Raw genomic sequence first — 21486 nt, forward strand, 5'->3', positions numbered from 1 at the left:
CACCCCCATTTCACCGTTTCTTGCGGGGCGGGCCCCGCACCCCCGAAGCGCCCTGCGGGCGCTGTCCTCAAACGCCGGACGGGCTGGTATTCAGCCCGTCCGGCGTTTGAGGACGAGCGGCGAAGCCGCGAAAAGGGGTCTGGGGCGCAGCCCCAGGAAACGGAGAAAGGGCGGGACCGGGGCACCCCCAGCGCGTCAGCGCCCCCGAACCGCCCGGTACCGGGCGACGAGCGCGGCGGTGGACGCGTCCAACCCCTCGACAGCAGCCCCCTCAGAGAGCGCAGGCTCCACCCGCTTCGCCAGCACCTTCCCCAGCTCGACTCCCCACTGATCGAAGGAGTCGATGTTCCACACAGCCCCCTGCACGAACACCTTGTGCTCGTACAAGGCGATCAACTGCCCCAGCACGGACGGCGTCAACGCGTCAGCGAGAACCGTCGTCGTAGGACGGTTCCCCCGGAACGTCTTGTGCGGCACCAGCTCCGCCGGAACCCCTTCCGCCGCCACCTCCTCCGCCGTCTTCCCGAAGGCGAGCGCCTGCCCCTGGGCGAACAGGTTGGCCATCAGCAGATCGTGCTGCGCCGCGAGCGAAGGCGACAGCTCGTCCACGGGACGGGCGAAGCCGATCAGATCGGCGGGAATGAGCTTGGTCCCCTGGTGGATCAACTGGTAGTAGGCATGCTGCCCGTTGGTACCGGGAGTCCCCCACACCACCGGCCCGGTCTGCCAGTCCACGCGCCGTCCCTCGCGGTCCACGGACTTGCCGTTGGACTCCATGTCCAGCTGCTGCAGGTAGGCCGTGAACTTCGACAGGTAGTGGCTGTAGGGCAGCACCGCGTGCGACTGCGCGTCGTGGAAGTTGCCGTACCAGACGCCCAGCAGGCCCAGCAGCAGCGGCACGTTCTCCTCGGGCGCCGCGGTGCGGAAGTGCTCGTCGACGAGGTGGAAGCCGTCCAGCATCTCCTGGAAGCGGTCCGGGCCGATGGCGATCATCAGGGAGAGCCCGATGGCCGAGTCGTACGAGTAGCGGCCGCCGACCCAGTCCCAGAACTCGAACATGTTGGCGGTGTCGATGCCGAAGTCGGCGACCTTCTCGGCGTTGGTGGACAGCGCCACGAAGTGCTTGGCCACGGCGTCCTCACCGGCCCCGAGACCTGCCAGCAGCCACTCCCGCGCGGAGGTGGCGTTGGTGACGGTCTCGATGGTGGTGAAGGTCTTGGACGCGACGATGAACAGCGTCTCGGCCGGGTCCAGGTCGCGCACGGCCTCGTGCAGGTCCGCGCCGTCCACGTTGGAGACGAAACGGAGCGTCAGGTCCCGGTCGGCGTAGGGCCGCAGCACCTCGTAGGCCATCGCCGGACCGAGGTCGGATCCGCCGATACCGATGTTGACGACGTTGCGGATGCGCTTGCCGGTGTGGCCCTTCCACTCCCCGGAGCGGATTCGGCCGGCGAAGTCCCGCATCTTCCGCAGCACCGCGTGCACGGCGGGGACGACGTTCTCCCCGTCCACCTCGACGACCGCCGACTCCGGCGCCCGCAGGGCGGTGTGCAGCACCGCGCGGCCCTCGGTCGTGTTGATCTTCTCGCCCCGGAACATCGCGTCCCTCAGCTCCGCCACGCCCGTCGCCTTCGCGAGCTCGCGCAGCAGCCGCAGGGTGTCGTCGGTGACCAGGTGCTTCGAGTAGTCGACGTAGAGGTCGCCGACGGTCAGCGCGTACCTCTCCGCCCGTCGCGGGTCGTCCGCGAACAGCTCGCGCAGGTGCACCTCCCCGATCTCTTCCCGGTGCTTGGCCAGCGCGTTCCACTCGGGCATGCGGTCGAGCCTGTGACGGGCTTCAGCGTTCATTCCGGACATCAGTCCTTCGTTCTTCTCGTAGCTCTCTCGCCTCCCACCAACCTAGTTGATGGAACATCCATTCCGTCGCGCGGCATCACCCGCCGGGGGGACGAGACGGTGGGACGAAACGGTTCACCCGGAGAGCACGACCGGCCCGGCCGGAAGGTGGATACCTCCCGGCCGGGCCGGTCGTCTTCTTCATACGGCTCATGCGCCGCGGGCGGTCCTCAGATCTCCCCGCGCAACTTCGCCAGCGCCTCGGCGAGGATCGCCTCGCCGTCCGCGTCGCTGCGCCGCTCCCTGACGTACGCGAGGTGCGTCTTGTAGGGCTCGGTGCGCGGCGGGTCCGGGGGATTGTCCCGGTCCTGGCCGGCCGGGAAGCCGCAGCGCGGGCAGTCCCAGGTGTCCGGCACCTGCGCGTCGCTGGCGAAGCTGGGCTGTGTCTCGTGCCCGTTGGAGCACCAGAAGGAGATGCGCAGCCGCGGTGCCGATTCGCCGCGCTCCGCCTCCCCCATCGGCCCCGCCCCGACCCGGCTTCCTCGGATCGCGTTGCCACTTGCCACGGTCGTAACTCCCTGCGTGATGGTGCCGCGGAGCGTGACAGTCCGCTCCGCCGCGGGCGCCCCAGTCTACGTAAGGCCCAACGCGCGTCCAGCGGCAGGAGTTACCGACCGGCCGTGAAGACGCGGTCACCATCATAGGCCGAGGGTGCGACGGAGCGTCAGCTCTTGAACTTCATCAGCAGCCCGAGCACCACGATGCAGGCGAACCACAGCAGGCCCACGACGATGGTGATGCGGTCGAGGTTGCGCTCGGCGACCGAGGACCCGCCGACGGAGGACTGCATGCCGCCGCCGAACATGTCGGACAGGCCACCGCCCTTCCCCTTGTGCATGAGCACCAGCATCATCATCAGCAGGCTGAAGACGATGAGGGCGATCGAGAACCCCATGACCACGGCTGGACCAACTCTCTCGGACTGTCACGGACGGACACTGGACGATGACGCTGCGGGGCCGGGCGGCGCGTTTGCGCCGGTCCCGGCCCCGACAGGGTACGACGGGCGGGGCCCGTCGGGATACCGCTACTGGTCGCGGAAGCGAACGATCTTGACGAACTCGTCGGCGTCCAGCGCGGCACCGCCGACCAGGGCGCCGTCCACGTCGGGCTGCGCCATGATCGCGGCGACGTTGCCGGACTTCACCGAGCCGCCGTACTGGATCCGGACCTTGTCCGCCAGCTCCTGGGAGTAGAGCTCGGCGAGGCGGCCGCGGATGGCACCGCAGACCTCCTGCGCGTCCTCGGGCGTGGCGACCTCGCCGGTGCCGATGGCCCAGACGGGCTCGTAGGCGATGACGATGTTCTCCGCCTGCTCGGCCGGGACGTCCTTCAGGCCGCCGTCGAGCTGCGCGAGGGTGTACGCGACCTGGTTGCCCGCCTTGCGGACGTCCAGGCCCTCGCCGACGCAGAGGATCGGGGTGATGCCGTTCTTGAAGGCGGCCTTGACCTTGGCGTTGCAGAGCTCGTCCGACTCACCGTGGTACTGGCGGCGCTCGGAGTGGCCGACGGCCACGTAGGAGCACTTCAGCTTGGCGAGCATCGGTCCGGAGATCTCCCCGGTGTACGCGCCCGAGTCGTACGCGGAGATGTCCTGCGCGCCGTACTTGATCTTCAGCTTGTCGCCGTCGACCAGCGTCTGCACGGAGCGCAGGTCGGTGAACGGCGGCAGGACGGCGACCTCGACGGCCTCGAAGTCCTTGTCCGCGAGGGCGAAGGCGAGCTTCTGGACGTGGGCGATGGCCTCGAGGTGGTTGAGGTTCATCTTCCAGTTGCCCGCCATCAGCGGGGTACGTGCACTCACGATCTGTCAGTCCTCCAGTGCGGCGAGGCCGGGGAGCGTCTTGCCCTCGAGGTATTCGAGGCTGGCGCCGCCGCCGGTCGAGATGTGGCCGAAAGCGTTCTCGTCGAAGCCCAGGATGCGCACGGCCGCGGCCGAGTCGCCCCCGCCGACGACGGTGAAGCCCGGCGAGTCCAGCAGGCCCTGCGCGACGGCCTTGGTGCCGTTCGCGTAGTCGGGGTGCTCGAAGACGCCCATCGGCCCGTTCCAGAAGACGGTGCCGGCGTCGGCGAGCTTCGAGGCGTACAGCTCCCGGGTCTTCGGGCCGATGTCCAGGCCCTCCTTGTCCGCCGGGATGGCGTCCGAGGCGACGAGGTCCGGGTTGGCCGGGGTCTTGCCCTTGAGGTCCGGGAAGTCGGCGGAGACCAGGACGTCCACCGGGAGGACGAACTCCACGCCGCGCTTCTCGGCCCGGGCCAGGTACTCCAGGCAGGCCGGGATCTGGTCCTCCTGGAGCAGCGAGATGCCGACCTCGTGGCCCTTGGCCTTGAGGAAGGTGTACGCCATGCCGCCGCCGACCAGGATGCGGTCGGCCTTCTCCAGCAGGTGGTCGATGACACCCAGCTTGTCGGAGACCTTGGCGCCGCCGAGGATCACGACGTACGGCCGCTTGACGTCCTCGGTCAGCTTCTTCAGGACGCCGACCTCGGTGGCGATCAGCTCGCCCGCGGCGTGCGGCAGGCGCGCCGGGAGGTCGAAGACCGAGGCGTGCTTGCGGTGCACGGCGCCGAAGCCGTCGCCGACGTAGAGGTCGGCGAGCGACGCGAGGGCGTCGGCGAACGCGCCGCGCTCGGCGTCGTCCTTGCTGGTCTCGCCCGCGTTGAAACGGAGGTTCTCCAGCAGCGTGACCTCGCCGTCGCCGAGAGCGGCGACGGTGGCCTTCGCGCTGTCCCCGACCGTGTCGGTGGCGAACGAGACGTTCCTGCCCAGGATCTCACCGAGCCGCACGGCGACGGGGGCCAGCGAGAACGCGGGGTCCGGGGCGCCCTTCGGACGTCCCAGGTGGGAGGCGACGATCACCTTGGCGCCCGCCTCGGCGAGCTTGGCGATCGTCGGGGCGACGGCGCGGATGCGGCCGTCGTCCGTGATGGAGGTGCCCTCCAGGGGCACGTTGAGGTCGGCGCGGACGAAGATCCGCTTGCCCTCGACGCCGCTCTGAACGAGTTCGTCGATCGTCTTCATGCCGTGACTCCGGTGACGTCCGTAAGGGTCATGGGACGGGGCCCGGACGGCGCGCCGTCGCGCCGTTCGAGCCCCGTCCGCTGCATCGCTGTGCCGGTGGGCGTAGCCGTCAGGCCGGGATCAGAGCTGACCGCCGACGAAGACGGTGAGGTCCACCAGACGGTTGGAGTAGCCCCACTCGTTGTCGTACCAGCCGACGACCTTGACCTGCTTGCCCTGGACCATGGTCAGCAGGGAGTCGAAGGTGCAGGAGGCCGGCCAGTTGACGATGTCCGAGGAGACGATCGGGTCCTCGGTGTACTCGAGGATGCCCTTCAGCTGGCCCTCGGCGGCCTTCTGGAAGGCGGCGTTGATCTCTTCCTTGGTGGTCTCGCGCTCGAGCTCCAGGACGAGGTCGGTGACCGAGCCGGTCGGGACCGGGACGCGCATGGCGATGCCGTCCAGCTTGCCCTTGAGCTGCGGGAGGACCAGGGCGGTGGCCTTGGCGGCGCCCGTCGAGGTGGGGATGATGTTCTCCGCGGCGGCGCGGGCGCGGCGCAGGTCGGAGTGCGGGAAGTCCAGGATGCGCTGGTCGTTGGTGTACGCGTGGACCGTCGTCATCATGCCCTTGACGATGCCGAAGCTCTCGTCGAGGACCTTGGCCATCGGCGCCACGCAGTTGGTGGTGCAGGAGGCGTTGGAGATGACGTGGTGGTTGGCCGCGTCGTACTTGTCCTGGTTGACGCCCATCACGATGGTGATGTCCTCGTTCTTGGCCGGAGCCGAGATGAGGACCTTCTTCGCGCCGGCGGCGAGGTGCTTGGCGGCGTCCTCGCGCTTGGTGAAGATGCCGGTGGACTCGATGACGATGTCGGCGCCCAGCTCGCCCCAGGGCAGGTTGGCGGGGTCGCGCTCGGCCATCGTCTTGAAGGTCTGGTTACCGACGGTGATCGAGTCGTCGGTGTGGCTGACCTCGGCGTCCAGACGGCCCAGGATCGAGTCGTACTTCAGCAGGTGGACGAGAGTGGCATTGTCGGTCAGGTCGTTGACACCGACAATCTCGATGTCCGCACCCTGCTCCAGGAGCGCACGGAAGTAGTTTCGACCGATACGGCCAAAGCCGTTGATGCCTACGCGGATCGTCACGAACCGATCTCCTCGTTGGTGTGCCGGTCTGTCCCGGCGACTGTATGGGATGTCCCCGACCACCACCGACCCTACCCCCAACCCGGGACGTACGTGACATTGGCGGGCCTGGTGGGACAGGGGTCCGCGCCCCCTCGAAGAAGAGGCGCGAAGGGGCGCGGACCGCTACCACAAGGGGCTGCCTCCCGTGGGGGCGCCCCCCGGTCAGCCGTGCACGGCGCGTAGTGCGGCGCGCAGCAGGGTCACGCGCTGTTTACCGTCCCGCACGTGCTCCAGGCCGAAGCCCAGCAGCGCGGTGTCGGGGGTTACGACGGCGGCGGAGGAGTGGGCGAGCGCCCGGGAGGCCGCCCAGTCGCCGGTGTTCCGGGCGCTCCCGGCCGGTGCCCCGGGAGCCTTCCAGGTGCCCAGTGATCCGCTCTCGAAACCCTCGGCCGCCCGGTCGACGCCGGTGACGGCGGCCTCGTCGACGAGCGCGCCCCGGCGGCCGGTGCCGGAGTCGGTGACGTAGGAGACGGCCAGCTCGACCTTCTTGCCCGCGTACGCGCTCAGGTCGAAGGAGGCGGCGTGCCAGCCCTGGGTGGAGCCGGTGAAGCGGTGCCAGCCGCCGCTGGTGCCGCGGGCGGCGCAGTCGTCGCCGGCGACGGTGAGGTAGTGCTTGAGGAAGGGGTGGAGCGCGACCAGCGCGGAGCAGCCCTGCGGAACCTCGTCCGTCGTACCGCCGTTCGTGTCGCGCAGGGTGGTCCAGTCGTCCCGGCCGACGGTGTGCGCCTCGACGATCACCTGGTCGTACTCCGGCTCGGTGTCGACGCTGAGGCGGAGGCCGAGCGCCGGTTTGGCGCCGGCGCGGACGCCGGTCAGGTCGGCGGTGCGGGCGAGGCGCATCCAGGCCCGGTCCTTGTGCGCGGCGTTGGCCATCCAGTCGCCGGCCCAGGGTTCGTACGCGCCCCGGACGCCGGGGTAGTCGCCGGCCGGCGCACTGCGGAACTGCGGGAAGGCGCGGGAGCGCAGCGCGTCGGAGGTGACGACGTAGGTGCCGGCGGCGTCGAGCGGGTTGCCGGGCGCGTCGGCGAGGTCGGCGCGGACGCCGGCCAGGGGTCCGGTGCCGGCGAAGCGCTTGGGGTGCTGTGCCGGGGTACGGGTGTAGGCGCCCAGGTAGTACTGGGAGAAGTCGTCCGTATCGGCCCGGCCGACGCGGGACTCGCCGCCGGCCCGCTCACCCATCGTGATGAGTTTGCCGCCCTCGTTGATGTGGTCCCGGACGGCGAGCAGGGTGCCGCCGCTCGGCTTGTTGTCGCCCGTGTACCAGAGGACCGTTTTGAAGTGGGAGAGGACGCCGAGCGGATCGGGTGTGCCGTCCCGGGCGACGTCCCAGATCAGGCCCTTGCGGCCGGCCGCGGACAGGGCCTCGGTGTACGTCACGGCGTGCCGGGCCGGGGCGGTGCCGCCCTCGTCGGCGATGACCAGGGTGTCGGCCTCGGGGCGGTGCCAGACGGTGTAGGTGAAGGGCTTGCTGCGGGTGGCCTTGCCCTCGGCCGTGCGCCCGGTGAACCAGACCTCCACCCTGGCTCCCTCGCGGGCACCCGGGACCGTGCCCCGGTACTCGTCGAAGCGGACGTTGTCGTGCCCGCCGTAGCGCTTGCCGCCCTTCCAGGGCCTGACGGCCGCGGTGTGCGTCTTCCCGCCGTCGACGCGGTAGTTGAGCTTCTTGTCGCGCACGCTCTTGCGGGCGGTGACGGCGACGGTCTGCCCGGTGCCGCGCGCGAAGGACGCGCCGAAGGCGTGCGGGGTGAAGTCCGGGGCGTCCAGACCGGTCACGGAGACCGGGCGGTCGCCGCGGGCGGCGGTCTCGGCGACGGAGAGGGCGAAGGGCAGGTTCTTGGCGAACTCCGCCTGGATCAGCTTCTTGTCGTCGGGGAACGCGAATTCCGACGGGCAGTCGGCCGGGTCCCAGCGGCCGGAGGTGTCCGCGCGCGAGGCGGTGCGGCACGTCGACATCTCCGGGGTGAACATCAGCGTCCCGTTGACGTTGGCCGCGTGGCCGTCCGCCTCGCCGTTGGTGGTGTACAGCTCCGAGGAGAGCTGCGGCCGGTAGCCGGGGATCGCGGACTTCTCCGGGGTCCCGGCCAGGGACTTGAGGAGGACGTCGTCGGGCGTGGGCGTGGCGACCTGCCAGCCGACGCCGTAGAGCAGCATCTCCCCGGCGGAGTGGTAGTTGACGGCGTAGGAGAAGCGGACGCGCTTCTCGAACGCGTCCAGTGCCCGGGTCTCCGGTTCGGAGGCGGGGGCGGGGCCGCGGTACGTCTCGGAGTCGGGGTCGGGGGACGAGCCCTCGTTGTCGTAGCCCCATTTGTAGGGGAAGTTGCGGTTGAGGTCGACGCCGTCGCCCGCGGTGATCTTCCCGTCGCCGTTGTTGTCGCGGAGGTTCTTCCGCCAGAAGCGGGTCTCGGGGCTCTTGAAGGTGTGGTCGTAGCCGTCGGGGTTGGCGGAGAGCACGAACCACAGTTCGGTGCGGTCCACGAGCCGGGTGATCCGCGGGTCCTTGCCGTAGCGGTCGAGGTAGTGGTGCATCAGCCGCCGGGTGGTCTCCGGGGTGATCCACTCCCGGGCGTGCTGGTTGGACATGTAGAGCACGGCGGGCTTGGAGCCGTCCTTGCTCCGGGCCGCGTCCTTGCTGAGCTTGAGGGCGAGGATGTCCTGCCCGCGGACGGTCTTGCCGATGCTCACGACCTTGGTCAGCCCGGGGTGGGCCCGGCCGGTGTCGATCACCTCGCGCTGGAGGCCCTTGGGGCCGCTGTACGGGCGGAAGACGCCGTCGCCCCCGGGCTTGAGGCGCTCGCGGGCGCGGGGTGACATCTGTTTCTCGGTGAGCTTCACGCCCTGTCCGCGCAGTCCGTCGGCCTGCGCGCGGGTGAGGTAGAGCTCGACCGGGACGGCCCGGTCTCCGGTGGGCCGGCCCAGCTCGTGCCCGTCGACGCCCGCCTTGAGCAGCAGCGGCACCTGGGCCTGGGTGACCTCGCCGGTCCATACGGTCGGTGCCTCGGAGGTGTCGGCGGCCCCGGTGTCCGGTCGTGCGGGTGCGAAGGGTGTGGCGTGTGCGAAGGGTGCCGCGGTGACTCCGCCGAGGAGCAGCGATGCCGCCACGAGGGTCGCTCGTGTCCTGCGTCTCATGAACCCCCCTTGCCGTTGTCTGTCCCGTCCATGCCGGACGACAGGCTTCCGAGGGCCCATGGGCATGTCAATAGGGCCTGGGAGGGGGTGGGAGGCGGAGGCCCCGGCGGAGCGGGCCGCCCGCCCGGGGGCCCGCCGCGGAGTCGGCCGGAAGCGGTCGGGCATCGGCCGGATCCATCGGACCGGCCGAAAACCGCTCCCCGGCGCCGGGAACGCACCCTCACGGCCGGTGTCAGCCGGCCATGCCCTTGACCATGCCGTCCACCAGATCCTCCGGCAGATCGGCCAGTTCGGTCAGGTTGGACTCGGTGCCGGGGATGCCGAGGTCCTGGGCGCGCTTGTCGGCCATCGCGAGCAGCCGGCGGATCCGGCCGGCCACGGCGTCCTTGGTGAGCGGCGGGTCGGCGAGGGCGCCCAGCTCCTCCAGGGACGCCTGCTTGTGCTCCATGCGCAGCCGGCCGGCGGCGGCGAGGTGCTCCGGGACCTCCTCGCCGAGGATCTCCAGGGCCCGCTGGACCCGGGCCCCGGCGGCGACGGCGGCCCGGGCGGAGCGGCGCAGGTTGGCGTCGTCGAAGTTGGCCAGCCGGTTGGCGGTGGCCCGCACCTCGCGGCGCATCCGGCGCTCCTCCCAGGCGAGCACCGACTCATGGGCGCCGAGCCGGGTGAGCAGCGCGCCGATGGCGTCGCCGTCGCGGACGACCACCCGGTCCACGTTGCGCACCTCGCGGGCCTTGGCCGCGATCTGGAGCCGGCGGGCGGCGCCGACCAGGGCGAGCGCCGCCTCCGGGCCGGGGCAGGTGACCTCCAGGGAGGAGGAGCGGCCGGGCTCGGTCAGCGAGCCGTGGGCCAGGAAGGCGCCGCGCCAGGCGGCCTCCGCGTCGCAGGTGGCGCCGGAGACGACCTGCGGGGGCAGGCCGCGGATCGGCCGGCCGCGGCCGTCGACCAGGCCGGTCTGGCGGGCCAGCTGGTCACCGCCCGCCACCACCCGCACCACGTACCTGCTGCCGCGGCGCAGTCCGCCGGGGGCCATGACGACCAGGTCGGAGGCGTGGCCGAAGATCTCCAGGATGTCCTTGCGCAGCCGCCGGGCCGCGATGCCCGTGTCCAGCTCCGCCTCGATCACGATGCGCCCGCTGACCAGGTGCAGGCCGCCGGCGAAGCGGAGGATCGCCGAGACCTCCGCCTTCCGGCAGCAGGTCCGGGTGACGGGGAGCCGGGAGATCTCGTCCTTCACCGCTGCCGTCATCGCCATGGGCCGATCCTTCCATGCATCCGAAAAATACGGTCGTACGCGGCGGCCAGCAGTTCCGGATCGTGCGTAGCGGAACTCCCCTGGGCGGCGACCGGCGCCAGCTCGACCGTGCCGCCGAGCCGCTTGGCGGCGTCCCGGAGGCTGTCCCGGTCGGGCACGGCGGCCTCGTCGGCCAGCACCACGTCCAGGGCGAGTTTAGGGGCGTGTCGGGCCAAAACCTCCAAATGACGCTGCGGGGAGAAGCCCTCGGTTTCGCCGGGCTGGGGGGCGAGGTTCAGCGAGAGCACCCGGCGGGCCTTGGTCTCCTGCAGGGCGGTCAGCAGCTCGGGGACCAGCAGGTGCGGGATCACCGAGGAGAACCAGGAGCCCGGGCCGAGCACCACCCAGTCGGCGTCCAGCACCGCCTCGACGGCCTCGGGCACGGCCGGCGGGTCCTCCGGGACCACGTGCACGGAGTGCACCTCGCCGGGGGTGAGGGCGACGGTGGCCTGGCCGCGGACGGTGGTGACGGCGTCCGGCTCGCGGGGGTCGTGGCCGCGGACCAGCGCCTGGAGCTCCAGCGGGACGGCCGACATGGGCAGCACCCGGCCGTGCGCGCCGAGCAGCTTGCCGACCAGGTCCAGGGCCTGGACGTGGTCGCCGAGCTGCTCCCAGAGGGCGACGATCAGCAGGTTGCCGACGGCGTGGCCGTGCAGGTCGCCCTCGCTGGCGAAGCGGTGCTGGACGACGCGCGACCAGGTGCGCCCCCAGTCGTCGTCGCCGCACAGCGCGGCGAGGGCCTTGCGCAGGTCGCCCGGGGGCAGCACGCCGAGCTCGTCGCGCAGCCGGCCGCTGGAGCCGCCGTCGTCGGCGACGGTGACCACGGCCGTCAGGTCGCCGGTGATCCGGCGCAGCGCGGCGAGCGAGGCGGACAGCCCGCGGCCGCCGCCGAGGGCGACGACCTTGGGCTGGGTGCGGCGCTGGAGGCGCCGCTCGGCGCCGCGCGGACCGCCGGGGACGACCCGGCGGGCGCGGCGCATCCGGAAACCGCGGCCGGTCACTCGCGCCCCATGTCCCGGTGGACGACGACGGTCTCGACACCCTCCGAGACGAGGCGGTGGGCGAGCTTCTCGGACATGGCCACCGAGCGGTGCTTGCCGCCCGTGCAGCCCACGGCGATCGTCACGTACCGCTTGCCCTCGCGGCGGTAGCCGGCCGCGATGAGCTGCAGCAGCTCGGTGTAGCGGTCGAGGAACTCCTTGGCGCCGGGCTGGTTGAAGACGTAGCCCGAGACCTCCTCGTTGAGACCGGTGAAGGGGCGCAGCTCGGGGACCCAGTGGGGGTTGGGCAGGAAGCGGCAGTCCACCACCAGGTCGGCGTCGACGGGCAGGCCGTACTTGTAGCCGAAGGACATGACGGTGGCGCGGAGCTCCGGCTCCTCCTCGCCGGCGAACTGGGCGTCCATCTTGGCGCGCAGTTCGTGGACGTTCAGGCTGGAGGTGTCGATCACCAGGTCGGCGTCGCCGCGCAGCTCGCGGAGCAGGTCGCGCTCGGCGGCGATGCCGTCGACGATGCGGCCGGAGCCCTGGAGGGGGTGCGGGCGGCGGACCGACTCGAAGCGGCGGACCAGGGCGTCGTCGGACGCCTCCAGGAAGATCACCCGGCGCTTGACCTTCTTGGCGGCGAGGTCCGCGAGGGACTCGCGGAGGTTGTCGAAGAACCGCCGGCCGCGGACGTCGACGACCACGGCGATCCGGGCCACGTTGCCCTGGGAGCGGGCGCCGAGGTCGACCATGGTGGGGATGAGGGCGGGCGGCAGGTTGTCGACGACGAACCAGCCGAGGTCCTCCAGGCACTTGGCGGCGGTGCTGCGGCCCGCCCCCGACATGCCCGAGATGATGACCAGCTCGGGGATGCCCGCCGCCTCGCCGGTCGTGTCCGCCGTCGTGCCCGTACTCACCTTTGCTCCGTCCCGATCGTGTTCGTTCATGCCGTGCTGCATGTGGTGTCCCCCGTTCTGCCGGCGGGGCCGTGGTCGCGGCCCCGTCCGTCCGGCTCTCCCTGTGCTCTTTCCCTGATCCGCGCGGGGTGCGGCGCCCGGACCGGGGCCACGCGCCCGCCGGCCGCTCCCGCGCTCCTCGCCGTCGTCTCCATCATCCCTCGGACTCGTCCAGGATCTCGCCCGTCGCCATGTTGACGGCCGGGGCGGGCGGGGCGCTTTCGGCCAGGGCGGCGGCGACGGCCAGGGCGGTCTTCCGGCCGACGCCGGGCACCTCGCAGATCTGCTCGACGGTGGCCGCGCGCAGCTTCTTCACCGAGCCGAAGTGCTTGAGCAGCGCCTGCTTGCGGCTGTCGCCCAGGCCGGCGACGGCGTCCAGCGGGGACGCCTTCATCGTCCTGGCGCGTTTGCCGCGCTGGTAGGCGATGGCGAAGCGGTGGGCCTCGTCGCGGACGCGCTGGAGCAGGTAGAGGCCCTCGCTGGTGCGCGGCAGGACGACCGGATCCTCCTCGTCCGGCAGCCAGACCTCCTCCAGGCGCTTGGCGAGGCCGCAGACGGCGACGTCGGCGATGCCCAGCTCGTCCAGGGCCCGGCGGGCGGCCTGCACCTGGGGCCGGCCGCCGTCGACCACGACGAGCTGCGGCGGGTAGGCGAAGCGCTTGGGGCGGCCGTTGTCGTCGCGGGGGCCGGCGGTGTCCTCGTCCGGACCGTCCGCCTCCTCTACGGTCCACTCCCCCGTCTTCTGGCTCTCCCGCAGGTAACGGCGGAAGCGGCGGGAGACGACCTCGTGCATGGACCGGACGTCGTCCTGCCCTTCGAAGCTCTTGATCTGGAAGCGGCGGTACTCGCTCTTGCGCGCGAGCCCGTCCTCGAAGACGACCATGGACGCCACCACGTCCTGTCCCTGGAGGTGGGAGATGTCGAAGCACTCGACGCGCAGCGGCGCCGAGTCCAGCCCCAGGGCCTCGGCGATCTCCTCCAGGGCGCGGGAGCGGGTGGTCAGGTCGGAGGCGCGCTTGGTCTTGTGCAGGACCAGCGCCTGCTGGGCGTTCCGCTGGACCGTCGCCATCAGGTCCTTCTTGTCGCCGCGCTGCGGGATGCGCAGGTCGACGCGGGAGCCGCGACGGGCGGTCAGCCACTCGGCGACCGGCTCGACCGGGTCCGGCAGGGCGGGGACGAGGACCTCCTTGGGCACCGCGTCGCCCTGCTCCTCGCCGTAGAGCTGCTGGAGCGCGTGCTCGACCAGGCCCGCGGTGTCCACCGCCTCGACCTTGTCGGTCACCCAGCCGCGCTGGCCGCGCACCCGGCCGCCGCGGACGTGGAAGATCTGCACGGCCGCCTCCAGCTCGTCCTCGGCCACGGCGATCAGGTCGGCGTCGGTGGCGTCGGCGAGGACGACGGCGTTCTTCTCCATGGCGCGCCGCAGCGCCCCTATGTCGTCGCGGAGCCGGGCGGCCTTCTCGTACTCCATCTCCTCGGCCGCCTCCTGCATGTGCCGCTCCAGCCGGCGGAGGTAGGCGCCGGTGCGGCCGGCCATGAAGTCGCAGAACTCCTCGGCGAGTTCGCGGTGCTCCTCGGGGGTGACGCGGCCGACGCAGGGGGCGGAGCACTTGCCGATGTAGCCGAGCAGACAGGGGCGGCCGATCTGGGCGGAGCGCTTGAACACCCCGGCGGAGCAGGTGCGGACGGGGAAGACGCGGAGCATCAGGTCGACGGTCTCGCGGATCGCCCAGGCGTGCGCGTAGGGCCCGAAGTAGCGCACGCCCTTCTTCTTGGCGCCGCGCATGACCTGGACGCGCGGGAACTCCTCGTTCAGGGTGACGGCCAGGTAGGGATAGCTCTTGTCGTCCCGGTACTTCACGTTGAAGCGCGGGTCGTACTCCTTGATCCAGGAGTATTCGAGCTGCAGCGCCTCGACCTCGGTGGCGACCACGGTCCACTCGACGGAGGCGGCGGTGGTGACCATCGTGCGGGTGCGCGGGTGCAGACCGGCGAGGTCCTGGAAGTACGAGGAGAGCCGCTGGCGCAGGCTCTTCGCCTTCCCGACGTAGATCACCCGGCCGTGCTCGTCACGGAACCGGTACACCCCGGGCGAGTCGGGGATCTGTCCCGGCTTGGGTCGGTAGCTGCTGGGGTCGGCCATGTCTCACACCCTACTTGCGGGCACTGACAAGCCGGTCCCTCGGACGCACGGCTCCGGCCCCGGCGCGTGGAGGGCGCCGGGGCCGGAGCGTGTGGGGGGTTACCGGCGTCGCGTCAGCGGCGCCTGAGCCTGCGGACGGCGACGGCGCCGAGGCCGAGGACCAGGGCCGCGCCGCCGGCCGAGGCGGCCAGGGTGGTGGTGCGCGAGCCGCCCGAGCCGCTCGACGCCGAGCCGACGGGCTCGGCGGCGAGCGGCGCGGGGGCGTCGGCCGCCGGGGCCGTCTGCGCCTCGGGCCCGCCTCCGTAGCCGCCCGCCAGGCCCTTCTTCGCGTAGGCCGAACCGGGCAGCTTGTCGCCGTACGCCTTGTGGACGCGGTCCCGGTAGGCGTCCACGGTGGTGCCGCGGGCGCCGACGGCCCGGACGGCCTCGGTGTTCAGGGGCAGGATCCGGTCGGCGCGCTGCACGTACCAGGCGTTGACCTGGGGCTCGCGGAAGACCGTGCCGCCGCTGAGCTTCTTCGCCCCCTCGGCCGCGTAGCGCGTCTCGTCGTCGCCGGTGGCGATGTTGACGACCTTCCAGTCGGTGCCGCCGCCGGCCGTCCACACGGACGCCTTCTGTCCGTCGGCCGAGACGGCCTTGCTGGCGAGGAACTCCAGCGTGGCGACGGGCGCGTTCCGCTTGCCCGCCACGAAGTCGGGCGAGAGCGCGTAGACGGGCACGGCCGCGCCCTCGATCCGCGGTTTGGCGTCCGCCTTGGCGAGGGCGCCGTCCCGGGCGAAGAACCGGGACAGGGTGTCCAGCGTCGTGGAGGACGCCGCCGCGTCGTGGGCCGCCGCCAGTCCGGCGGCGGGCGGGGCGGGGACCGCGGGCGGCGGTGCGGCATGGGCGAGCGGGGCGAGGGCGAGCACGCCGGTGGTCAGGGCGCCGGCGGCCGCGACACGGGCGTACGTCCGGCCGGAGCGGTGGGTTTCACGCGTGGTCATGACCTCACCCGCCGATCCGGTAGAGCGAATGCGTCCAGGCGAACTGGTTGTTGTTCACATACCAGCTGTGCGACGCCCAGTTGTAGCGGTTGCTGCTCGGCCACGGGTCGCCCCAGTAGACCATGCTGTTGGAATCGTCGTAGCCGTAGACGACGTGCATGTGGCCGCCGCCGGACTTCCAGCCGATGCGCGTCTCGATCGGCCGCTTGGCGTTGATCTCGCTCTGCACGGTCGCGTAGCGCAGCCAGCCGTCCACGTACGAGCCGCTCTTGATGCCGGCCCAGCGCAGGGCGTTCTGGACGTTGCCCAGGTTGGCCTGGTTGTTGGGGCAGTCGGTGCCCTGCTGCCGGTTGAAGGCTGCGTTGCAGAACTGGTTCTGGCTGTACTTGCGGCCGAACCAGGTGGCGATGGTGTTGCCGGAGGCGGCCCAGCACCAGTTGTCCTTCTGCTGGGCCTGCATGGAGATGTTGAGCTTGTTGGCACCGCGCAGCTCATGGCCGGCGGGAGCGGCCGTGGCGGTGGCGGCGGGCAGCGCGATCAGCGCGGCGGCGGTGAGGGCGGCGACGGACAGCCGTCTGCCGCGCGGGGTGGGGGATATTCGGGGTCTTTCGAGCTGTGCCGAGGCACGGGACATGGACGTTCCTCCCGTGGTGGGGTGGTTCGGTGGAGGAGCGCGTCCGGACGCTGGTGAGGAGCATCGGATGTTGTCGGGTGTCGGTCAACCGGCTTGAATGCGATAGGGAACACCCAAGTGAACGGATCACGACGGTTGTGAACGTCCTGTGCCCGTCAGGAGGAAGGCTGTCCTCCCCGCGGCCGTGACCCCGGTCACCCCGAGTGAATATTCACAGGAGGCAGCGAGCGCATGGTACGGACCAGCATGCGAGACGCCGAGGCCGAGTTGGCCCAGGCGCTCCGCACCGGACCCTTCCACCTGGCACTGCGCACCGCGCTGACGGCGCGCGGCCTGGCCCTGCACCGGGTGCAGCGCCGGCTCGCCCAACGCGGCGTCACCGTCGGTGTCACCAGCCTCAGTTACTGGCAGCAGGGGGCCCGAAGACCGCGGCGCCCCGAGTCGCTGCGCGCGGTGCGGCTGCTGGAGGAGATTCTGGACCTGCCCGCGCAGGCCTTGACCCGGTTACTGGAACCGGACGCCCGGCCGGCGTCGGAGCGTCCCGCCGCCCGCTCCCTGCGCGCCCTCATGGACGAGGCCCGCGCGGTGGAACGGCTCCTCGCCGAGCTGGAGACCCCCGCCGACGGCGGGCTGCACACCGTCTGCCACCTGGAACACGTCCACATAGGGGCGCGGCGCGAACTCCGCGGCCGCGAGTCCCACCACGTCGTCCGGGCGCACCGGGACGGCGTCGACCGCTATATCGCCATCCACTACGGGGACCCCGGCTGCGACCCGGCCCGCATCGGCGTACGCGCCACCGAGAACTGCCGCGTTGGGCGCGTCCGGTGGCACGCGGGGGCCGGCGTCCTGGTCGCGGAGCTGCTGTTCGACACCCGGTTGCGGTGCGGCGAAACGCATCTGCTGGGCTACGCGTTCGACGACGGGACGGGCGGCCAGAGCAGCGAGTACGTCCGCGGATTCAGCTTCGCCGGCGGGCAGTACGTCCTCCAGGTCCGCTTCGACGCCGCCGCGCTGCCCGTCCGCTGCCGCCGCTTCAGCCAGGCCACGGCGAGCGCGCCGCGCGGCGGCCAGGAGGAACTGACGCTGGCGGGACGGCACCCGGGGGTGCACATGGTGGAACAGGCGGTACGGCCGGGGATCGTGGGGATCGGGTGGGACTGGTCGTGAACGCGGGCCGACGGCGTTGAGGGCGGGTCGTGAGGCCGGGAAGGGCCCTGCGAGCGGACGGGGTCGGACGCGCGCCGCGGGCGGCCGTCGTACGAGACGAGCCGGTCGTGGGCCGTCGTACCAGGCCGGTCGGAGGGGTCGCCCGCCGTAGGGCCGGCCGTGGGCCCGCCGCAGGTCCCGCCCCCGTCGCCGGCCGGCTCCCCGGCCCGGCCCGAAGTGATCGGGCCCGACGGATCGGGCCTGAGGGGTCTACCCTGCGGGCCGGCCCCGGTCAGCTCTCCGGCCCCGCCACCAGCCGGTCGCCGCTCACCCGCACCGGCACCTCGGGCAGCGGCACCGAGGCCGGGCCGTGCAGCACCTTGCCGGTGTTCGCGTCGAACTTGCTGCCGTGGCAGTGGCAGATCGCCGTACTGTCCTCGATCTTCGAGACGACGCAGCCGGCGTGGGTGCAGACGGCGCTGAACGCCCGGTACTCGTCCTTCTTCGGCCGGGTGACCAGCACCCGCTCCTCCCGGTAGAGGCGCGCCCCGCCGATCGGGACCTCGCCCGCGGCGCCCAGTTCGACGGGGGCGGTGGGCGTCGGGGAGGCCGTGCCGCCCTCCCGGCCGCCGCAGGCGGTGACGCCCAGCCCGGCCGCGCCCGCGAGCGCGGCCCCCCGCAGGACGGTACGGCGGGAGGCGCAGCAGGGCGCCGGCTGCGGGCTGGTCATGGAGGCTCCACGGGGGTACGCCGACGGGCGCTGCCGCCGGGGCTGCTGTGACGATCGGTCCCGACGATACCGGCACCGTCCGGGCGTCCCCGCGCGGTGTCGTACCAGCGCGGCGCCCGTACGGCACGGCGCGTGCCGAGCCCACACTCGGCCGAACCGCCCCGCCCCTGCCGCGCGGCCACGGAAAGGCCCCGGATACGCGTCCGGAAGGCCCCGGATACGCGTCCGGAAGGCCCCGGATACGCGTCCGGAAGGCCCCGGATACGCGTCCGGAAGGCCCCGGATACGCGTCCGGTCCCGTCCCCCGAAGGGGTCCGGGACCGGACGTCGGCTCGGCTGTCAGGCCCGGCGGCGCCCAGCCGCCTTCTTCGCCGCCGTCTTGGCCGGCGCCTTCTTGGCCGCGGTCTTCTTCGCCGCGGTCTTCTTCGCCGCCGTCGACTTGCCCGCCGCGGCCTTCCCCGCGGCCGACTTGCCGGCCGCCGCCTTCGCGGCGGTCTTCTTCGCGGGCGCCCGCCGCCCCGCGGCGCCCCGCTTCGGAGCGTCCGCCGGGTCCGGGCCGGCCATCCGCTCGCCGAGCATCTCCCGCAGGAAGCGGCCGGTGTGGCTGTCCTCGACGGCCGCGATCTCCTCCGGCGTGCCCTCGGCGATGACCATGCCGCCGTTCTTGCCGCCCTCCGGGCCCATGTCGACGATCCAGTCGGCCGTCTTGATCACATCGAGGTTGTGCTCGATGACGATCACACTGTTGCCCTTGTCGACCAGACCCGACAGCACCGAGATCAGCTTGTTGATGTCCTCGAAGTGCAGGCCGGTCGTCGGCTCGTCGAGGACGTACACCGTGCGGCCCGTCGAGCGCTTCTGCAGCTCGCTCGCGAGCTTGACGCGCTGCGCCTCGCCGCCGGACAGCGTCGGAGCCGGCTGCCCGAGGCGCACGTACCCGAGGCCGACCTCGTGGAGGGTCCGCAGGTGGCGCGCGATCGTCGGGACCGCCTCGAAGAAGCCGAGCGCCTCCTCGATCGGCATGTCCAGTACCTCGGCGATGGACTTGCCCTTGTAGTGCACCTCCAGGGTCTCGCGGTTGTACCGCGCCCCGTGGCAGACCTCGCACGGCACGTAGACGTCCGGCAGGAAGTTCATCTCGATCTTGATGGTGCCGTCGCCGGAGCAGTTCTCGCAGCGGCCGCCCTTGACGTTGAAGGAGAAGCGGCCGGGCAGGTAGCCGCGGACCTTCGCCTCCATCGTCTCCGCGAAGAGCTTGCGGATGTTGTCGAACACCCCGGTGTACGTGGCCGGGTTGGAGCGCGGCGTCCGGCCGATCGGCGACTGGTCGACGTGGACGACCTTGTCGACCAGGTCGTCGCCGTCCACCCGGGTGTGCCGGCCGGGGACCGTGCGGGCGCCGTGCAGCTCGCGGGCCAGGTGCGTGTACAGGATGTCGTTGACCAGCGTCGACTTGCCGGACCCCGAGACACCGGTGACGGCCGTGAGCACCCCGAGGGGGAACGCCACGTCGATGTCGCGCAGGTTGTTCTCCCGGGCGCCGCGCACGGTGAGCATGCGCTTCTTGTCGATCGCGCGCCGCGCGTCCGGGGTCGCGATGGCCCGCCGGCCGGAGAGGTACTGCCCGGTCATCGAGGCGTCGTTGGCCAGCAGCTCGGCCAGCGGGCCGCTGTGCACGACCTTGCCGCCGTGCTCGCCGGCGCCCGGGCCGATGTCCACGACCCAGTCGGCGACCTTGATGGTGTCCTCGTCGTGCTCGACGACGATCAGGGTGTTGCCCATGTCCCGCAGCCGCACCAGCGTCTCGATGAGCCGGTGGTTGTCGCGCTGGTGCAGGCCGATGGACGGCTCGTCCAGCACGTAGAGCACGCCGACCAGGCCGGAGCCGATCTGCGTGGCGAGCCGGATGCGCTGCGCCTCGCCGCCGGAGAGGGTGCCCGCCGCGCGGTTGAGCGAGAGGTAGTCCAGGCCGACGTCGACGAGGAAGCGGAGGCGCTCGTTGACCTCCTTGAGGACGCGCTCGGCGATCTTCTTCTCGCGGCCGGTGAGCGTCATGTCCCGCAGGAAGTCGGCGCATTCGCTGATGGACATCGCGGAGACCTCCGCGATGGAGCGGTCCTGGATGGTGACCGCCAGCACGACCGGCTTGAGGCGGGTGCCCTCACAGGTCGGGCACGGCACCTCGCGCATATAGCCCTCGAAGCGCTCGCGGCTGGAGTCGCTCTCCGCCTCGGAGTGCCGCCGCTTGACGAACGGGATGACGCCCTCGAACGAGGTGGTGTACGCGCGCTCGCGGCCGTACCGGTTGCGGTAACGCACCTCGACCTGCGTCCGGTGGCCGTTCAGCAGGGCCTTCTTGGCGCGCTGCGGCAGCCCCGCCCAGGGGATGTCCGTGCGGAAGCCCAGCTCGTCGGCGAGGGCGGAGACCAGGCGGTGGAAGTAGTCCTTGCTCTGGCCGTGCGCCCAGGGGCTGATCGCCCCCTCGTCCAGGCTCTTGTCCTCGTCCGGGACGATCAGTTCGGGGTCGACCTCCATGCGGGTGCCGATGCCGGTGCAGTCCGGGCAGGCGCCGAAGGGCGAGTTGAAGGAGAAGGAGCGCGGCTCCATCTCCTCGAAGGAGAGGTCGTCGTACGGGCAGTAGAGGTGCTCGGAGTACATCCGCTCACGCTCGGGGTCGTCCTCGGGGAGGTCGACGAAGTCCAGGATGACCATGCCGCCGGAGAGGCCCAGCGCGGTCTCGACCGAGTCGGTCAGCCGGCGCTTGGCGCTGCTCTTGACGGTGAGGCGGTCGACGACCACCTCGATGGTGTGCTTCTCCTGCTTCTTCAGCTTGGGCGGCTCGGTGAGCTGGATCGTCTGGCCGTCCACCCGGGCGCGGCTGTAGCCCTTGGTCTGGAGGTCGGAGAAGAGGTCGACGTACTCGCCCTTGCGCTCGCGCACCAGCGGCGACAGCACCTGGAAGCGGCTGCCCTCGGGCAGCTCCAGCACCCGGTCGACGATGGCCTGCGGCGACTGCCGGGAGATCGGCCGCCGGCACTCGGGGCAGTGCGGCTTGCCGATCCGGGCGAACAGCAGGCGGAGGTAGTCGTAGACCTCGGTGATCGTGCCGACCGTGGAGCGCGGGTTGCGCGAGGTCGACTTCTGGTCGATGGACACGGCCGGGGACAGGCCCTCGATGAAGTCCACATCGGGCTTGTCCATCTGGCCCAGGAACTGCCGTGCGTACGAGGAGAGCGACTCGACGTAACGGCGCTGCCCCTCGGCGAAGATCGTGTCGAAGGCGAGGGACGACTTGCCCGACCCGGAAAGACCCGTGAAGACGATGAGGGAGTCACGGGGGAGGTCGAGCGAGACGTTCTTGAGGTTGTGCTCGCGCGCGCCACGGACGATGAGACGGTCTGCCACG

At 71.6% G+C, this 21486-nt stretch carries 16 protein-coding genes; 1 reads left to right on the forward strand and 15 read right to left on the reverse strand.

Going from position 1 to position 21486, the window contains the following annotated elements; all coding sequences use genetic code 11:
• Positions 1-195 precede the first annotated feature (195 nt).
• From pgi to ACH4PU_RS21010, 13 genes are all read right to left on the reverse strand, one after another.
• A complete protein-coding gene (gene pgi / locus ACH4PU_RS20950) occupies positions 196-1848 on the reverse strand; it encodes a glucose-6-phosphate isomerase (RefSeq protein ID WP_398273917.1) in 1653 nt (550 codons plus the stop codon).
• A 218-nt stretch (positions 1849-2066) separates the two neighbouring features.
• Positions 2067-2402, reverse strand: a complete 336-nt coding sequence (locus ACH4PU_RS20955; protein WP_003957010.1) for an RNA polymerase-binding protein RbpA — start codon at positions 2400-2402, stop codon at positions 2067-2069.
• A gap of 158 nt (positions 2403-2560) precedes the next feature.
• Positions 2561-2791 carry a preprotein translocase subunit SecG gene (gene secG, locus ACH4PU_RS20960; RefSeq protein ID WP_185943722.1) on the reverse strand — a complete coding sequence of 77 codons (231 nt, stop codon included), beginning with the start codon at positions 2789-2791 and terminating at the stop codon, positions 2561-2563.
• 132 nt (positions 2792-2923) lie between these two features.
• Positions 2924-3700 carry a triose-phosphate isomerase gene (gene tpiA, locus ACH4PU_RS20965; RefSeq protein WP_398273921.1) on the reverse strand — a complete coding sequence of 259 codons (777 nt, stop codon included), beginning with the start codon at positions 3698-3700 and terminating at the stop codon, positions 2924-2926.
• 6 nt (positions 3701-3706) lie between these two features.
• Positions 3707-4918 (reverse strand): phosphoglycerate kinase, encoded by a 1212-nt coding sequence (locus tag ACH4PU_RS20970; RefSeq protein ID WP_398273925.1) that lies wholly within the window; start codon positions 4916-4918, stop codon positions 3707-3709.
• A gap of 120 nt (positions 4919-5038) precedes the next feature.
• Complete coding sequence (gene gap / locus ACH4PU_RS20975; RefSeq protein ID WP_185943719.1) at positions 5039-6043, reverse strand: type I glyceraldehyde-3-phosphate dehydrogenase; 1005 nt, start codon at positions 6041-6043, stop codon at positions 5039-5041.
• A gap of 204 nt (positions 6044-6247) precedes the next feature.
• Entirely contained in the window at positions 6248-9211 is a 2964-nt protein-coding gene (locus ACH4PU_RS20980) for a M14 family zinc carboxypeptidase (protein WP_398273930.1), read from the reverse strand.
• Between the two features lie 232 nt (positions 9212-9443).
• Entirely contained in the window at positions 9444-10463 is a 1020-nt protein-coding gene (gene whiA / locus ACH4PU_RS20985; RefSeq protein WP_004948030.1) for a DNA-binding protein WhiA, read from the reverse strand.
• Entirely contained in the window at positions 10454-11503 is a 1050-nt protein-coding gene (gene yvcK, locus ACH4PU_RS20990) for a uridine diphosphate-N-acetylglucosamine-binding protein YvcK (protein WP_185943717.1), read from the reverse strand. Before yvcK ends, whiA begins: the two co-directional genes overlap by 10 nt.
• Positions 11500-12432: an RNase adapter RapZ gene (rapZ, locus tag ACH4PU_RS20995; RefSeq protein ID WP_398273935.1), complete on the reverse strand. Its 933-nt coding sequence runs from the start codon at positions 12430-12432 to the stop codon at positions 11500-11502. The genes yvcK and rapZ overlap by 4 nt, the downstream gene beginning before the upstream one ends.
• A gap of 163 nt (positions 12433-12595) precedes the next feature.
• The gene (gene uvrC, locus ACH4PU_RS21000; protein ID WP_398273940.1) at positions 12596-14584 is read right to left on the reverse strand and encodes an excinuclease ABC subunit UvrC; all 1989 of its coding nucleotides are present in this window, start codon (positions 14582-14584) and stop codon (positions 12596-12598) included.
• Between the two features lie 113 nt (positions 14585-14697).
• Complete coding sequence (locus tag ACH4PU_RS21005; RefSeq protein WP_398273943.1) at positions 14698-15567, reverse strand: hypothetical protein; 870 nt, start codon at positions 15565-15567, stop codon at positions 14698-14700.
• 4 nt (positions 15568-15571) lie between these two features.
• A complete protein-coding gene (locus ACH4PU_RS21010) occupies positions 15572-16201 on the reverse strand; it encodes a papain-like cysteine protease family protein (protein WP_398273946.1) in 630 nt (209 codons plus the stop codon).
• A 246-nt stretch (positions 16202-16447) separates the two neighbouring features.
• Between ACH4PU_RS21010 and ACH4PU_RS21015 the strand changes: the two genes are divergently transcribed.
• The gene (locus ACH4PU_RS21015; protein WP_398273949.1) at positions 16448-17371 is read left to right on the forward strand and encodes a hypothetical protein; all 924 of its coding nucleotides are present in this window, start codon (positions 16448-16450) and stop codon (positions 17369-17371) included.
• 271 nt (positions 17372-17642) lie between these two features.
• Here the strand turns inward: ACH4PU_RS21015 and ACH4PU_RS21020 are convergent, their stop codons facing one another.
• Together ACH4PU_RS21020 and uvrA are read right to left on the reverse strand one after the other, a co-directional pair.
• Positions 17643-18080: a ubiquinol-cytochrome c reductase iron-sulfur subunit gene (locus ACH4PU_RS21020; protein ID WP_398273952.1), complete on the reverse strand. Its 438-nt coding sequence runs from the start codon at positions 18078-18080 to the stop codon at positions 17643-17645.
• 339 nt (positions 18081-18419) lie between these two features.
• On the reverse strand, positions 18420-21485 hold the full coding sequence (gene uvrA / locus ACH4PU_RS21025; RefSeq protein WP_398273955.1) for an excinuclease ABC subunit UvrA: 3066 nt from the start codon (positions 21483-21485) through the stop codon (positions 18420-18422).
• Position 21486 lies beyond the last annotated feature (1 nt).

Source organism: Streptomyces sp. NPDC021100 (assembly GCF_044333095.1).
Taxonomy (GTDB): Bacteria; Actinomycetota; Actinomycetes; order Streptomycetales; family Streptomycetaceae; genus Streptomyces.